13 protein-coding genes and 1 pseudogene are annotated in these 14,310 nt (G+C 73.7%); 8 read left to right on the forward strand and 6 right to left on the reverse strand.

Going from position 1 to position 14,310, the window contains the following annotated elements:
* Positions 1–126: 126 nt before the first annotated feature.
* Together ACYQ8Q_RS14400 and ACYQ8Q_RS14405 are read left to right on the forward strand one after the other, a co-directional pair.
* Complete coding sequence (locus ACYQ8Q_RS14400; RefSeq protein WP_460065064.1) at positions 127–2,139, forward strand: DUF2330 domain-containing protein; 2,013 nt, start codon at positions 127–129, stop codon at positions 2,137–2,139.
* Between the two features lie 117 nt (positions 2,140–2,256).
* Positions 2,257–2,928, forward strand: a complete 672-nt coding sequence (locus tag ACYQ8Q_RS14405; RefSeq protein ID WP_460065066.1) for an O-methyltransferase — start codon at positions 2,257–2,259, stop codon at positions 2,926–2,928.
* A 23-nt stretch (positions 2,929–2,951) separates the two neighbouring features.
* Here the strand turns inward: ACYQ8Q_RS14405 and ACYQ8Q_RS14410 are convergent, their stop codons facing one another.
* Positions 2,952–3,344, reverse strand: a complete 393-nt coding sequence (locus tag ACYQ8Q_RS14410; RefSeq protein ID WP_133909798.1) for a hypothetical protein — start codon at positions 3,342–3,344, stop codon at positions 2,952–2,954.
* 124 nt (positions 3,345–3,468) lie between these two features.
* On the opposite strand from ACYQ8Q_RS14410, the gene ACYQ8Q_RS14415 reads away from it, so the two are divergent.
* Entirely contained in the window at positions 3,469–3,915 is a 447-nt protein-coding gene (locus tag ACYQ8Q_RS14415; protein WP_460065068.1) for a DnaJ family domain-containing protein, read from the forward strand.
* Here the strand turns inward: ACYQ8Q_RS14415 and ACYQ8Q_RS14420 are convergent.
* Both ACYQ8Q_RS14420 and ACYQ8Q_RS14425 read right to left on the reverse strand, forming a co-directional pair.
* Positions 3,904–4,401: a hypothetical protein gene (locus tag ACYQ8Q_RS14420; protein ID WP_460065069.1), complete on the reverse strand. Its 498-nt coding sequence runs from the start codon at positions 4,399–4,401 to the stop codon at positions 3,904–3,906. The genes ACYQ8Q_RS14415 and ACYQ8Q_RS14420 overlap by 12 nt on opposite strands.
* A 6-nt stretch (positions 4,402–4,407) precedes the next feature.
* Positions 4,408–5,088, reverse strand: coding sequence for a hypothetical protein (locus tag ACYQ8Q_RS14425; RefSeq protein ID WP_460065071.1), 681 nt, complete (start codon positions 5,086–5,088; stop codon positions 4,408–4,410).
* A gap of 201 nt (positions 5,089–5,289) precedes the next feature.
* Here ACYQ8Q_RS14425 and ACYQ8Q_RS14430 point away from each other — a divergent pair, with 201 nt between their 5' ends.
* Positions 5,290–5,781 carry a GNAT family N-acetyltransferase gene (locus ACYQ8Q_RS14430; RefSeq protein ID WP_460065072.1) on the forward strand — a complete coding sequence of 164 codons (492 nt, stop codon included), beginning with the start codon at positions 5,290–5,292 and terminating at the stop codon, positions 5,779–5,781.
* Here the strand turns inward: ACYQ8Q_RS14430 and ACYQ8Q_RS14435 are convergent.
* Positions 5,774–7,813, reverse strand: coding sequence for an MDR family MFS transporter (locus ACYQ8Q_RS14435; RefSeq protein ID WP_460065074.1), 2,040 nt, complete (start codon positions 7,811–7,813; stop codon positions 5,774–5,776). The genes ACYQ8Q_RS14430 and ACYQ8Q_RS14435 overlap by 8 nt on opposite strands.
* Before the next feature lie 163 nt (positions 7,814–7,976).
* Between ACYQ8Q_RS14435 and ACYQ8Q_RS14440 the strand changes: the two are divergent.
* Both ACYQ8Q_RS14440 and ACYQ8Q_RS14445 read left to right on the forward strand, forming a co-directional pair.
* Positions 7,977–8,211 (forward strand): annotated as a pseudogene (locus ACYQ8Q_RS14440) (peptidoglycan-binding domain-containing protein); the annotation flags it as partial.
* 665 nt (positions 8,212–8,876) lie between these two features.
* On the forward strand, positions 8,877–9,839 hold the full coding sequence (locus tag ACYQ8Q_RS14445; RefSeq protein WP_460065075.1) for a peptidoglycan-binding domain-containing protein: 963 nt from the start codon (positions 8,877–8,879) through the stop codon (positions 9,837–9,839).
* 108 nt (positions 9,840–9,947) lie between these two features.
* On the opposite strand, the gene ACYQ8Q_RS14450 is transcribed toward ACYQ8Q_RS14445, so the two are convergent.
* Together ACYQ8Q_RS14450 and ACYQ8Q_RS14455 are read right to left on the reverse strand one after the other, a co-directional pair.
* Positions 9,948–10,601: an HAD family hydrolase gene (locus tag ACYQ8Q_RS14450; protein ID WP_460065076.1), complete on the reverse strand. Its 654-nt coding sequence runs from the start codon at positions 10,599–10,601 to the stop codon at positions 9,948–9,950.
* Positions 10,602–10,845: 244 nt separating this feature from the next.
* Positions 10,846–11,427 carry a TMEM165/GDT1 family protein gene (locus ACYQ8Q_RS14455; RefSeq protein WP_460065077.1) on the reverse strand — a complete coding sequence of 194 codons (582 nt, stop codon included), beginning with the start codon at positions 11,425–11,427 and terminating at the stop codon, positions 10,846–10,848.
* A 391-nt stretch (positions 11,428–11,818) separates the two neighbouring features.
* Here ACYQ8Q_RS14455 and ACYQ8Q_RS14460 point away from each other — a divergent pair, with 391 nt between their 5' ends.
* Together ACYQ8Q_RS14460 and ACYQ8Q_RS14465 are read left to right on the forward strand one after the other, a co-directional pair.
* The gene (locus tag ACYQ8Q_RS14460) at positions 11,819–12,463 is read left to right on the forward strand and encodes an HNH endonuclease family protein (protein ID WP_460065078.1); all 645 of its coding nucleotides are present in this window, start codon (positions 11,819–11,821) and stop codon (positions 12,461–12,463) included.
* Positions 12,464–12,541: 78 nt separating this feature from the next.
* Positions 12,542–14,200 (forward strand): alkaline phosphatase D family protein, encoded by a 1,659-nt coding sequence (locus ACYQ8Q_RS14465; protein ID WP_460065081.1) that lies wholly within the window; start codon positions 12,542–12,544, stop codon positions 14,198–14,200.
* The last annotated feature ends 110 nt before the right edge of the window (positions 14,201–14,310 follow it).

Genomic DNA, 14,310 nt, shown 5'->3' on the forward strand with positions numbered 1-14,310 from the left:
GGTGAAGAGGGACAGCGGCGGGCATTGACCGGCATCGGCGGACGACGGACGGATGGCGACGGACCCACGGAGGGGCTGCGGCACATGGGCGGCTTGGTCGGCACGATCGGTTCACCGAGGGGGCGCGTGAGACCGCGCGCGGAGCGGCGGGGCGCCGGGGCGCGGCCGCTCGTGCGGGTCGCCGCCGTCCTCCTGGCGCTGCTGGCGCTCCAGCTCGGGTCGCTCGTCGCGCCGGCGTACGCCTGCGCCTGCGGTGCCCTGGTGCCGGGCGACGGCCGGCAGCTCACGGTCGGCCGCGAGGTGTCCGTGGTGCGCTGGGACGGCAAGCAGGAGCAGATCGTGATGAGCCTGCGGGTCGGGGGCGACGCCGAGCGGGCCGCCTGGATCATGCCGGTCCCGCACCGGGCGACGGTGGAGCTCGGGGACGCGGAGCTGTTCGACCAGCTGGCCACCGCCACCGCGCCGGTGCAGCGCGCCCGTACCCACCTCTGGCCGCAGGACGGCGACTGGCCGCTGACCGCCGGGGACGGCCGGGGCGGCCCGCCGCGCCCGCCGGGCGGCAGCGGCGAGGTGGGCGTGGTCGGCCGGGAGCGGCTCGGGCCGTTCGACGTGGCCCGGCTGACCGCCACCGATCCCGCCGCCCTGGACGACTGGCTGACCTCGAACGACTTCGCGCTCCCGGCCCGCCTCGAGACCGCGCTGCGGCCGTACGTCGAACGGCGGTGGGAGTACGTCGCCGTCAGGCTGACCCCCGAGACCGCCGGCAGTGTCCTCGACGGCGAGCTCCAGCCGCTGCACCTCACCTTCGCCGCCGACGCCCCCGTCTACCCGATGCGGCTGTCCCGGCTCGCGGCCACCCCGCAGTCGCTGGGCCTGTACGTCCTCGCCGCCCACCGCATGGAACCGGTGGCCCGGATCGGCGGCGAGCGGCCCCGTGTCACCTTCGCGGGCCGGGTCGGCGCCTCGGCCGGCGGCCCGCTCGGTGAGCTGGCGCAGGGCACGCCGTTCCTGACGGCCGTCGCCCAGGAGTTCCCGCGCCCCTCGGCGATCTCCGGGGACCACGAGCTGCGCCGGGCGGCCGCCGACACGACGTTCCGCCAGGTGATCTACGAGGACCGGCTGCTCAGGGTGCTCGGGATACCGGTATGGCTGCTGACGGTGGTCGGCGGCCTCGTCGCGACCGCCGCGGCCTCCGTCACCCTCGCCCTCCACAGACGCCACACCCACAGAGCCACCCAACCGGGGCCCCGCCACGCGTCGGGGCACCATTCGGCCGCGCAGGGCGGGGCGACGAGCGGGTCCATGGGCGGGGCGACGAGCGGGTCCATCGGCGGGGCGACGAGCGGGACACCGGGTGGATCGCAGGGCTCGGCGCCGGATGCGGCACAGGCCGGGACGCCGGGCAGGACGATGAGCGGGACGATCAGCGGGGTGCCGGGTGAAGCCCCGGGCGCGGCACAGGCCGGGGCGCCCGGCGGAGCTCCAGGACGGACGCCGGGTGCGGCGCGCGCCGGGGCGCCCGGCGGGACACCGGGTGGATCGCAGGGCTCGGCGCCGGATGCGGCACAGGCCGGGAGGCCGGGCGGGGCGATGAGCGGGACGATGAGCGGGGTGCCGGGTGAAGCCCCGGGCGCGGCACAGGCCGGGGCGCCCGGCGGAGCTCCAGGACGGACGCCGGGTGCGGCGCGCGCCGGGGCGCCCGGCGGGGCGGCTGGTCGGTCGCGGCTTCGGGTTCCGGGGCGGACCACCCCGCTGGTTCCTCCGATGCCCGGTGTCCCTGCGGTGCCTCCGATGCCCACAGCTCGTCCGGCCGCGGCGGGCGTCCCACCGAAGCCCACGAGCCGCCCGAACGGGGCGGCCGTAACCCCCATGCCTCCCATGCCTCCCATGCCGCCTGAGCCGCAGCGGACTCCTCAGCCCCAGTCGAGCGCGCGTCACGCGCAGTCCGCGCAGCGGCCACGGTGGTCGCCGTGGCCGCAACGAGCCCGTCAGACCCAGGCCCAGGCCTCTCCTGCGCCTCCGCCCCCGCCCCATCCGCCGACCGCGCACGCGACCCCGGCCCCGCCCGTCGCGCCCCCGCGCTCCCCCGCGGCTCCGAAGCCCTTCACTCTCCCGGTGACGCCTGAGCCGAACGGGTGAATTCGGGGGGCGGGAAATCGGAGAGGCCCGTTGGGCGGGAACCCGCGCGCGGCGGGGCACGTTGACAGGACCGGTCAGCGGTTCTGATCAGTCGCAGGCACACGGGAGGCAGAGCGCATGAGCGAGTCACAGGTCTGGGAGGCCGTCGACGCCTACTTCACCGACCATCTCGCCCCGGACGACGAGGTGACCGCGGCCGCGCTGCGCGACAGCGAGGCCGCCGGGCTCCCCGGGATCAACGTCACGGCGAACCAGGGCAAGCTGCTCCGGCTGCTGGCCGAGATCCAGGGCGCGCGGACGATCCTGGAGATCGGCACGCTCGGCGGCTACAGCACGATCTGGCTGGCCCGCGCGCTCCCCGCCGACGGCCGGCTGATCTCCCTGGAGTACGACCCCCGGCACGCGGAGGTCGCCGTGCGCAACATCGCCCGCGCGGGCCTGGACAAGGTGGTGGAGGTGCGGGTCGGCGCGGCCCTGGAGTCGCTGCCCCGGCTGGCCGACGAGAACCCGCCGCCGTTCGACCTGGTCTTCATCGACGCCGACAAGGCCAACAACCCCCACTACCTGGAGTGGGCGCTCAGACTCACCAGCACGGGCAGCCTGATCGTCGTCGACAACGTCGTACGGAGCGGCCGGGTGGTCGACGCGGGCAGCACGGACGGGGACGTCCGGGGCACCCGCGCCGCGATCGAACTGATCGGCTCCCACCCCCGGCTCAGCGGGACCGCGATCCAGACGGTGGGGGCCAAGGGCTACGACGGTTTCGCGCTGGCCCGCGTCCTGGCGTAGCCCTTCCGGCGGCCGGAGAGCACCTACATCTCGTGGTAGAAGCCCACGTTGACGCTGCGCGGCCCGGTGCGGTCGACGACGACGATCTCGCCGGAGCCGCCGCGCGGCAGCGGTACCGTGCCGCCGTACGCGATCTGCTGGGCGTACTCGCCGACGAGCAGCCGCACTTCGGACGACGGCTCGTCCTGCGAGCCGCGCAGCCAGGAGACCTGCCAGGTGCCCTCGGGGCCGCACAGGAACTCCAGGTGCACCCGGGAGACGAACAGCCAGTCCTCGGGCGTCACGAGACGGCACACGGACTTGTCCCGGCCCACCCGCAGCACGGCGCCCGGGTCACTGGGCGCGTCGGCCATGAGCATGCCGGCCGTGGCGCCCTCTTCCGTCCCGGAGACGGTGGCCATGGTGAGTTCGAGCACATGCGCTCCTTCATGAAGCCGTGATGCGACGGCTGGATGACGACTGGAAAAGCCGCTGAACAGTGTTTGCACAGCGGCGGCATGATAAATCGCCCGGGCCGGTCACGTCCGGCACAATGGAGGCATGACCGAGCGAAAGCCACCGGGTGTCCCGTTCGAGTCGTGGGTCGACAAACAGATCCGTGACGCCGAACGGCGTGGGGAGTTCGATCAACTGCCGGGCGCGGGGAAGCCGTTGCCGCCGGGCACCGACAGCACGTACGACGAACTGTGGTGGATCAAGCGCAAGATGGCCCGTGAGGGGCTCTCGGTGCTGCCTCCGACGCTCGCCCTGCGCAAGGAGGCGGAGGACGCCCTCGCGGCGGCGTACGCGGCGCCCTCGGAGCGCATCGTCCGGAAGATCATCACGGACGTCAACGTCAAGCTCCGGGACATGATGTTCAAGCCGCCGCCCGGCCCCCCGCTGGGTATGAAGCCGTACGACGTGGAAGCGGTCGTACGGGAGTGGCGGGAGCGCCGGGCGGCGAAGGGATCCGCCGACGGGACCACGGGTGACGGGTCACACGTGTAGGAGCCGTTCCGACAGTTCGCGGTAGTCGCGCAGGGCCAGCCGGAGCTGTTCGGTGTCGGGCGCCGTCGCCTCGCTCTCGCGGTCCGTGGGCTGCCAGGAGCCGCGCAGGGTCCGGCGGCGGCGGTTCACGGCGGCGGTGACGCGTTCGGCGAGTTCCTCCAGTACGTGGTCGGCCTCCGCGACGGCGTCCCGGGGTCCGTCCACGAAGCCGACGACGGCGTGCCGCATCCGCGAGGCGAGTTCGTCGCACTCCTCCCGCGGCAGCAGCGCCTCGGCCTCCCCGGACGTCTTCCCCGGCTCTGCGGCCTTTGCCGTCTCCCCCGGCCGGGCCGCCCGGGCGGGCGCGGCGGTACTGGAGCGCACGGCCGCCCGTGCCTTCTCCAGCGGGGTGAGGGGCCGGCGGCTCTCCGCCTCCTGCGGATCCCGGTCGTCCCGGGCGTCCCTGGCGTCCCTGGCGTCCCTGGCGTCCTGGCTCGTGTCGGTCATCGTGTCTCACGCTTCCTTCGTCTGGCGCAGGTGCCGGCGGGGCCGGTCCAGCAGGTCGTCGAAGAGGGCGCGGGCCTCGACCATGGCGGCCCGCAGGTCCTCGGTCCCGGGCGCGGAACTGTGCCGCCCGCCCGCCCCCGTGTCCGCTCCTGCTTCGCCCCCGAGGCCTCCGGTCTCCTTCAAGCCTCCGGCAGCCCCGGCGTCCCCGCCACCCCCGACACCGGCCCGCACCCCCGCCGCCCGGTGCACGCGCCGGTAGCCGTGGACGTGGTCGGCGTGGTGGACGGTGAGCGCGGCGAGCTGCTCCTCGTACCGGGTGCCGTCCGGGAAACCGCGGGCGCCGGCCACCTCGGCGAGGAGCCGGTCCGCCTCGGCGACCGCCTCCCCCGGGGAGTCGACGAACCGCTCCTGCGCGGCCGTCCAACGGGTCTCGAACCGCTCGCGCTCCGCGGCTTCCAGCGGCCGTTCCCGCAGCCCGCCGTGCCGCTCCACAAGCCCGCCGAGTTCCCGCTCGGCCGCCTTGACGTCCCCGTCGTGCCGGGCCACGGCCCGGTCGTACTCGGGCCCGAAGCGCTGCTTCAGGCTCCGTCCGCCGTGCGCGCCCCGGGCCCGCACGGCCAGGACCGCCGCCACGGCGACGACGGCCGCCGCGGCCACGATCAGAGCGATGATCACGCCTGTGGACATGGTTGCCTTCCGGTGTGCCGGCCCCGCGGGCCGGTTCGCCTGGTTTCCGTCCCGGGTTGCCCGTGGGACCCCTCCCAAACGGGTTCCGCACCGGGGCGCTCCCCGGAAGGAACGCCGAGGGCTCGGGGGCTCGCCGGAGGCACATCGGGGGCACACATATCCGGTTGCGCGCCCCGTGCACCGTGTCCGCAGAATGAGCGGATGACCTGGACCGTAGCCCCGGAAGCCGCCGACTCCGCCGTCGCCGCCGCCCTCTGGCGGGAGTACTACACGGAGGTCAGCGACCGCTGGTACCTGCTGCACGAGGGCCGCCGCACCGACCCCGGCGAGCTGGAGCGGGAGATCGCCGCCCGGACCTGGGCGGAACTGACCCCGCCCGGCGGCCGGTTGCTGGTGGGGCGCTACGACGGTGAGCCGGGCGGCTGCGCGGGCGTGCGGCTGCTGGACGCGGCGACCGCCGAGCTGAAGCGGGTGTTCGTACGGGAGGGGCTGCGCGGGAAGGGCGGGGCGCCGCTGCTGGTGCGGGCCGCCGAGGACGCCGCCCGCGCGCTCGGCGCCACCCGGATGATCCTGGACACCCGCAGCGACCTGGTCGAGGCCCGGGCGCTGTACGCGCGGCAGGGCTACACGGAGACCGCACGGCACAACGACGACCCGTACGCCGAGCTCTGGTTCACCAAGCGGCTCATCTGATCCCGGGCTCCGGCCGCCCCTCGTGCGGCTGTTCGCGGTCGGAGCCGCACAGCTCGTCGTTGAGTTCCCTGACCAGCTGGGCGAGGTCGGTGGACCGGTCGGGGCCCCACCAGTCGCCGAGCAGTTCCGCCAGCGACTCCTCCCGAACCCGGGCCAGGTCCTCGGCGACCTCCCGGCCCTGCGGGGTGAGCATCAGGTCCAGTCCCTCGCGTACGGCGAAACGGCGTTCCTCGATCTGGCGCGCGGCCTCGATGACCACCGGGAACGGGACGGTGGTGCGCTCGGCGAGCACACCCGGCTCGACGCTGCCGTACCGCTTCATCCGCAGCAGCAGCCAGCTCGCGGCGGGGAGAAGGTCGTGTCCGGCGCGGGCGGTGATCGTGCGGTAGACCTCGCGGCGGCCCTCGCGGGTGCCGAGGACGGACAGCGCCCGGCACACCTCGTCGTACGAGGACCGCTCGACGGGGTTGCTGGCGAGGGTCTCGGTGACGTCGGGCGCGGTGACCGAGCCGCGCAGCGGGTCCTCCTTCAGGAACCAGGCCAGGACGAAGCCGAGGAGGGCGACGGGGGCGGCGTACAGGAAGACGTCGGTGATGGCGGACGCGTACGCGTGCAGGGCCTGCGGCTGCAGGGAGGACGGCAGTTCGGCGATGTCGCGCGGGTCGGACTCCAGGGACCGCACCGAGAGGCCGGAGGGGAGGTCGGCGCCCCGGAAGGCGTCCGTGAGCTTGTCGCCGAGGCCGTTCGCGAAGACCGTGCCGAAGACGGCGACGCCGAAGGAGGCGCCGATGGAGCGGAAGAAGGTGGCGCCGGAGGTGGCGACGCCGAGGTCCTCGTAGCCGACGGCGTTCTGCACGATGAGGACGAGGACCTGCATGACCAGGCCGAGGCCCAGGCCGAAGACGAAGAAGTAGGTGCTCATCTCGCCCGTGGAGCTGTTCTCGTCGAGCTGGTGCAGCAGGAGCAGGCCGATCGTGGTGACACCGGTGCCGAGGACCGGGAAGACCTTCCAGCGGCCGGTGCGGCTGACGATCTGTCCGGAGCCCGTGGACGACAGCAGCATGCCGGCCACCATCGGCAGCATGTGCACCCCGGACATGGTCGGGGAGACGCCTTGCACGACCTGGAGGAAGGTCGGCAGATAGGTCATCGCGCCGAACATCGCGAAGCCGACGATGAAGCTGATGACGGCGGAGAGCGTGAAGGTGCGGATGCGGAACAGCTTGAGCGGGAGGACCGGTTCGGCGGCCCGCCGCTCCACGGCCACGAACAGGGCGGCGAGGGCGACGCCCAGGACGGCGAGTCCGACGATCTGCGGCGAGGCCCAGTCCCAGGTGGTGCCGCCGAGGGAGGCGACCAGGACCAGACAGGTGGCGACGGCGGCGATGAGCAGGGTGCCGAGGTAGTCGATGACGTGCCGGGTGCCCTTGCGCGGGATGCGCAGGACGGTCGCGATGACGGCGAGCGCGACGACGCCGACGGGCAGGTTGACGTAGAACACCCAGCGCCAGCTCAGATGCTCGGTGAACAGGCCGCCGAGCAGCGGGCCGAGGACGCTGGTGGTGCCGAACACCGCACCGAACAGGCCCTGGTAGCGGCCGCGTTCGCGGGGCGGGACGATGTCGCCGACGATCGCCATCGACAGCACCATCAACCCGCCGCCGCCGAGGCCCTGGAGCGCCCGGAAGGCGATCAACTGGGGCATGTTTTGCGCCATTCCGCAGAGCGCCGAGGCGATCAGGAAGAGCACGATCGCGGCCTGGAAGAGCTTCTTGCGTCCGTACTGGTCGCCGAGTTTGCCCCAGAGCGGGGTCGCGGCCGTCGACGCGAGCAGATACGCGGTGACGACCCAGCTCAGATGCTCGAGACCGCCCAGATCGCTGACGATGGTGGGCAGGGCGGTGGACACGATCGTCTGGTCCAGGGCGGCGAGGAGCATGCCGAGCAGGAGGGCGCCGATGGAGACGAGGACGTTTCCGGACACGTGTTCCTCACGTGGATCCGCGGTCCTGCTGTGCGCGTCCAAGGCCATGGATACCTCCTGAGGCTCTCGTGCCACTGTCCATCGTGATCGGTGTGACCCGTTATGGCCTCCCGAGTCCTCATGGGCACCGAGGGAAAACCCGACGGAACGCGGCATTCCGGGGCGGGGCGAGTCGGCCGTGTGGAGGATCTGCATAAACTCTGGAGTTCTCATGGGGAGGGACGAACACGTGAGCGATCGGACGGGGTGGCAGGGGCGACCGGGGCCGCCGCACGGGCACCCGTGCCCGGAGTGCGGGGCACTGCGCGCACCCGACAACACCCCGTCCTGCGCCTGCGCCCAGCGCGCCTCCGACGCCCTGCGCGACACCCGCACGGCGGAGGCGGCCGCCGCGGAGGACTTCGATCCCCTGCGCATACGGCCGTACGTCGAACTGGGGGGAACAACCGAACCGGAACCGACGGCCGGAGGCACAGGAACGGCGAACGCCGGGCTTGACCGGGGCACGGGCCCGGGAACGGCGAACGCCGGGCCGGGCCGGGGCGCGGGCCCGGGAACGGCGAACGCCGGGCCGGGCCAGAGCGCGAGCCCGGGGGCGGCGAACGCCGGACCGGGCCAGAGCGCGAGCCCGGGGGCGGCGAACGCCGGACCGGGCCAGAGCGCGAGCCCGGGGGCGGCGAACGCCGGGCTTGACCGGGGCGTGGGCCCGGGGGCGGCGAACGCCGGGCCGGGCCGGAGTGGGGGCATGGGAATCGGCGGGGACTTTGCGCCTGACGGGGGTCTGGGGAGCAGCGGGAGCCCGCGGATCGGCGGAGGCCGCGGATCCACGAGCGGAGACTCCGGCCGGCTCGGACACCCGGGCGTCGGCAAGGAGTCGGCGGGGAGCCCGAGGACTGGTGGCAGTCCGGGGAGCGTGAGCGCAGACCTGGGCCGGAGCGGAAACCCGGGGACCGGTGCGAGCCGGACAGCCGGCGGACGGCCGGGGGCCGTGCGGGGAGGCACGGACCGCAGCGGACGACCCGGGGCCGGTGGGGACTTGGCGGCGGGACCGGGGCCGAGCGGGGGCTCAGGGGCAGGGGCAGGGGCGGCGGCGTACGCCGTCGATGCGACCATGCCCTTGCGTGCGGTACCCGGCGCCGACGTGACCGCACCGCTGGGGACCACCCCGGCACCCGCCCCCGCACTCACACCCGCCCCCGACGAGACGATGCGGCTCCAGCGGATCCTGCCCGGCGCCGACGGGTTCCTCTCGGGCGCCGCGGACGAGACGCGGCCGCTCCAGCGGGTCCCCGCGGCCTCCGTGGACGAGACGCGGCCGTTCCCGCAGGTGCCCTCGAACTCCACGGACGAAACGCGGCCGTTCCGGCGGGGTCCGTCGGGCGGTGAGCCCGGTGGTGGCGAGTCGAGGCTGTTCGAGGGGGCGGAGGCGGCCGGCCGGCCCCGCGCGGGGGACGAGGAGCCGGTGCGGGGGCGGCGACGACGGGTCCTGGTGATCGCGGCCGCCGGCGCCGCCGTGGCGGTGGTGGCCGCGGCCGGGTTCGCGAGCGGGCTGTTCACCTACGAGAAGCCGACGCGCGACGGGGCCGCCCCGAAGGACGTACGGGCCGCCGTGCCCGACTCCTCGACCAGCGCGGCCTCCTCGTCCGCCACCGGCGACTCCGCCTCCCCCTCCGTGTCGAGCGCCCCACCCTCCGAGCAGAGCGCGCGCCCCTCACCGACCCCCACGGAGTCGAGCGCCTCCCCTTCGGCCGCGCCGTCGGCCACGACGAGCACCGCGGCCCCCACGGCTCTGGCCACCGGCACCATCGGCGCCGGCAGCCAGGCCGACGACGGCCAGGAGACCATCTCCGCGCCCGTCCTGCGTCTGGGCGACAAGGGTGACGAGGTCACCGAACTCCAGCTCCGGCTCGGCCAGTTGTACCTGTACAACGGCGAGGCGAACGGCACCTTCACCAGCGAGGTGGAATCCGCCCTGCGCAACTACCAGTGGTCCCGCGGCGTCCAGGAGGACGAGCTGGGGGTCTACGGCGCGGCGACGAGGGCGCGCCTGGAGTCGGAGACCAAGGAGCCGTAGAAGCCACAGAAGCCGTAGGAGCCGCAGAAGCCGCAGAAGCCGCGGGACTTGCGGAACTCACGGCAGGCGCGGAAGGCACGGAAGCGGTCCGGGAGGACTCCCTCGCGCTCACCCCACGTGAATCCGCACCCCGCCCGCCACGGCCTCCACCCGCACCTCGCGCAGGTCCCGCACCACCGCGTCCGGCCCGTGCAGCCCGGCTCGCGCCCCGACGCCCACGACCCGCATCCCGGCGGCGCGCCCGGACTCGATGCCGGCCCCCGAGTCCTCGAACACCACGCAGTCCTCCGGCGCGATACCGAGTTCCGCCGCGGCCTTGAGGAAGCCCTCGGGGTCCGGCTTGCTCGCCCCCACCGACTCCGCCGTGATCCGCAGCCCGGGCAGCGGCAGGCCCGCCGCCGCCATCCGCGCCGTGGACAGCGGTACGTCCGCCGAGGTCACCAGGGCGTGCGGCACCCCGTGCGCGATCAGGGAGGCGAGGAACTCCGGCGCCCCCGGCACCGGCACCACACCGTCCAGGTCGGCGGTCTCCTCCGCCAGCATCCGCGCGTTGTCCGCCAAGTTCTGCTCCATCGGCCGGCCGGGCAGCAGGACGGCCATCGAGGCGTACCCCTGGCGGCCGTGGACGACCTGCATCACCGCGTCGCCGTCCAGCCCGTGCCGTTCGGCCCAGCGCCGCCAGATGCGCTCGACGACGGCGTCGGAGTTCACGAGGGTGCCGTCCATGTCGAGCAGGAGGGCGCGGGCGGACAGGACCGGCATGAGCAGCTCCCCACAAAAGCGTCCGCCCGAAGCAGGGCGGCACGGGACAGGGCGGTACGGGACAAGGCGGCACGGGACAAGGCGGCACGGGACAAGGCGGCCCCGCCCGCCGGTCAGGGAAAACGGGCGGGAGCCACTTTGTTCACCCACGGTACAAAACAATCGGCACCCACCGCCACCCGCCCCGGAAAGCGTTCACCGGGCGTTCAGCTCCACGCCCCGCCCGATGCCCGGCAAACCCGCCTCAGCCCGCGACCGCCTCCCACAGGCTCCACACGCCGAGCGCGAGCATCAGCAGCGCGGCGATCTGCGTGATCAGCTTCAGCGGCACCCGCTTCATCAGCGCCTTTCCGCCGACGATCCCGAGTCCGGCCACCGCCCACAGCGCCAGTACCGCGCCGAGGCCGACGGAGAGCGGGTCGTCGTAGCGGGCGGCGAGGTTGGCGGTCATGATCTGGGTCAGATCGCCGAACTCGGCGACCAGGATCAGCATGAACCCGGCGCCGGCGACCTTCCAGAAGGACTGGTTCTCCGGCCGCCGGACCTCCTCCTCGTCCTCGCCCTTCTTCATCAGCAGCACCGCCGCGCCACCCAGGAACAGCACACCCGTCAGCGCGTGCACGATCTGCTGCGGCAGCAGGGTGAGCACGCTGCCCGCCGCCACGGCGAGCGCGACATGCAGGGCGAAGGCGGCGGCGATACCCGCGAAGACGTAGGAGGCCCGGTAGCGGGTGCCGAGGACGAGGCCGGCGAGCGCGGTCTTGTCGGGCAGCTCGGCCAGGAAGACGACGCCGAAGACGAGCGCCGTGACGGTGAAGCTGATCAAGGTTCCTCAATCGGTCGGGGGCCGCCCCACCGAGAGTCCGCGCACTTCGCGAGCAACGACACCTCGGCACGGCAGCACACGGCATCCGTGCCGTGGGGCACGGATGTGCACTGCTTTGCCGAAGGTCTCGCTGGCCGGCCCTGGAAAACGGGCCTGCCTCCGGGCGCCGGCTCAGACGAGCTGAGCAGTATGTCGACGGTCCGGCGAAGAGCTACTCCCCTTCTGCTGCCCCCAGTGTACGAGAAACCGGCAGAGATCGTTTCGCCGTAAACCTTGTCGTGTCATGTACCCGTCACTAACTTCTTACCGGACACACACCTCCCCGCAATACGGCGCGACGAGCATTCCAACCGCTCGCGCTCCAACACCCCCACCCTTCAAGGGAGTTCGCATGCCCAAGTTCTACGCGCGTCGACGCCTGAGCATACTCGCGGCACTCACCGGACTTCTAGCCTCCGTCGCGCTGTTCAACTCCCCCACCGCCTCCGCCGCCCTCCCCACCCCGGTCAGCGCGGCCACCGCCCGCACCTACCTCGCCTCGCTCACCGTGGCCACCGAGGACCGCACCGGCTACGACCGCGACCTCTTCCCGCACTGGATCACCATCTCCGGCACCTGCAACACCCGTGAGACGGTCCTCAAGCGCGACGGGACGAACGTCGTCACCAGCTCCGCCTGCGCCGCCACCAGCGGCACCTGGTACTCCCCGTACGACGGCGCCACCTGGACCGCCGCCTCCGACCTGGACATCGACCACCTGGTCCCGCTCGCCGAGGCCTGGGACTCCGGCGCCAGCGCCTGGACCACCTCCGAGCGCCAGGCCTTCGCCAACGACCTGACCCGTCCGCAGCTCATCGCCGTCACCGACAACGTGAACCAGGCGAAGAGCGACCAGGACCCGGCCGAGTGGATGCCGTCCGTCACCTCCTACCGCTGCACCTACGTGCGCGCCTGGGTGCAGGTGAAGTACTACTACGACCTCTCCGTCGACTCCGCCGAGAAGTCCGCGCTCACCAGCTACCTCGCGAGCTGCTGATCGAACGGTCGGTGCCGGGCCCTCCCCACACTCCTCCGCCGCTGCGTACCGTACGGGGCGACGGAGGAGAGTGATCTCGTGGCCGGACTGCGCCTTGGCCCCCTGCTGAGATACGCCGACGCCTCGTCCGCGACCGTCTGGGTCGAGGCGAGCCGTCCGTGCGCCGCCGAGGTGCGCTGCACGGACGGCGCCGGCGGCACGGCCCGCACCTTCCAGGTGGCGGGCCATCACTACGCCCTGGTCCCGGTGGGCGGTCTGACGCCGGGGACGACGACGGCGTACGAGGTGCTCCTCGACGGCCGCCGCGTGTGGCCGCCGCCCGACTCCCGTTTCCCGCCCTCCGTCATCCGGACCCCGGCCGGGGACGGCGGCGACCCCGTCCGGGTCGCGTTCGGCTCCTGCCGCTGGGCCGCGCCCCCGGCCGACTCGGAGGACCCCGTCGGCCCCGACGCCCTAGACAGCCTGGCCGCCCGGCTCGCCGCCGACCCCGCCGCCGAACGGCCCGACGCGCTCCTGCTGCTGGGCGACCAGGTGTACGCCGACGAGGTCTCCGACGCCGTCAGGCAGCGCATACGGGCCCGCCGGGGCCTCGCGGACCCGCCAGGCGCCGAGGTCGCGGACTTCGAGGAGTACACCTGGCTGTACTACGAGTCCTGGCTGGACCCCGAGGTGCGGTGGCTGCTGTCCACCGTCCCCAGCTGCATGATCTTCGACGACCACGACGTCATCGACGACTGGAACACCTCCGCCGCCTGGCTCGCCGACATGCGGGCCACGCCCTGGTGGCGGGAGCGGCTGCTGAGCGGCCTGATGTCGTACTGGGTCCATCAGCACCTGGGCAACCTCTCCCCCGCCGAACTGGCCGCCGACCCGCTCTACGCCGCCGTGCGCGCCACCCCCGACGCCACCGACGTCCTGCGCGCCTTCGCCTGCCGTGCCGACGCCGACCCGGCGTCCACGCGCTGGAGCTACCGGCGGGACTTCGGTCGGGTGCGGCTTCTGATGGTGGACACCCGGGCCGCCCGGGTCCTCGACGAGGACGAGCGGGCGATGCTCGACCCCGGGGAGGCCCGGTGGCTGCGCGAGCAGGCCCTCCAGGACCGGGGCTCCTACGACCATCTCCTCATCGGCACCTCGCTGCCCTGGCTGCTGCCGCATCTGGTGCACGACGCCGAGACCTGGGACGCGGCCCTGTGCCGGGGCGAGCGGGGTGCGCGCTGGGCGCGGTTCGGGGAGCGGGTCAGGCGGGCGGCGGATCTGGAGCACTGGGCGGCCTTTCCCGCGTCCTTCGCCGCGCTGACGGCACTGATCGCCGAGGCCGGCACGGGGGCTGACGCGCCGGCGACGGTGCTGGTGCTCTCCGGTGACGTGCACCACGCGTACGTGGCCGAGCCGCGGTGGCCCGGCGACAACTCCGGCGCCGGTGGCAACGGCGGGCCGGACGCGCGGGTGCTTCAGCTCACCTGCTCGCCGGTGCACAACTCGATCCCGCTGTCGATCCGGGCCGGCTTCCGGTTCGGCTGGAGCGCGGTGGCCCGGGCGCTCGGGCGGCGGTTCGCCGCGCACGGCGGCTGCGCCCGGCCGCCGGTCGCCTGGCGGAAAACGGGCGGGCCCTGGTTCGGCAACCAGCTCATGACCCTGGCCCTGCACGGCCGTTCGGCCCGGCTGAGGCTGGAACAGGCGCGCGGCACGGGCGGGTTGGCCACGGTGGAGGAGTCCGACTTGACCTCCCGATGAGGGTCATCCGGGACAACTGGGTCCGGTGGGGCCCGCGTTGGCTTCTGTGACGGCCACCGGCATGATGAGGCGGACCGTCCGCTTCCAGCACCTCGCGCGGACGGTCCACT

The organism is Streptomyces sp. YKOK-I1 (assembly GCF_054660435.1).

Excerpts from the sequence above, each read along its gene's own strand:
- ACYQ8Q_RS14435 (WP_460065074.1), bottom strand. The coding sequence starts at position 7,813 with ATGGCCTTGGACGCGCACAGCAGGACCGCGGATCCACGTGAGGAACAC.
- ACYQ8Q_RS14460 (WP_460065078.1), top strand. The coding sequence starts at position 11,819 with ATGCCCAAGTTCTACGCGCGTCGACGCCTGAGCATACTCGCGGCACTC.
- ACYQ8Q_RS14430 (WP_460065072.1), top strand. The coding sequence starts at position 5,290 with ATGACCTGGACCGTAGCCCCGGAAGCCGCCGACTCCGCCGTCGCCGCC.
- ACYQ8Q_RS14420 (WP_460065069.1), bottom strand. The coding sequence starts at position 4,401 with ATGACCGACACGAGCCAGGACGCCAGGGACGCCAGGGACGCCAGGGAC.
- ACYQ8Q_RS14445 (WP_460065075.1), top strand. The coding sequence starts at position 8,877 with ATGCCCTTGCGTGCGGTACCCGGCGCCGACGTGACCGCACCGCTGGGG.
- ACYQ8Q_RS14450 (WP_460065076.1), bottom strand. The coding sequence starts at position 10,601 with ATGCCGGTCCTGTCCGCCCGCGCCCTCCTGCTCGACATGGACGGCACC.
- ACYQ8Q_RS14405 (WP_460065066.1), top strand. The coding sequence starts at position 2,257 with ATGAGCGAGTCACAGGTCTGGGAGGCCGTCGACGCCTACTTCACCGAC.
- ACYQ8Q_RS14415 (WP_460065068.1), top strand. The coding sequence starts at position 3,469 with ATGACCGAGCGAAAGCCACCGGGTGTCCCGTTCGAGTCGTGGGTCGAC.
- ACYQ8Q_RS14425 (WP_460065071.1), bottom strand. The coding sequence starts at position 5,088 with ATGTCCACAGGCGTGATCATCGCTCTGATCGTGGCCGCGGCGGCCGTC.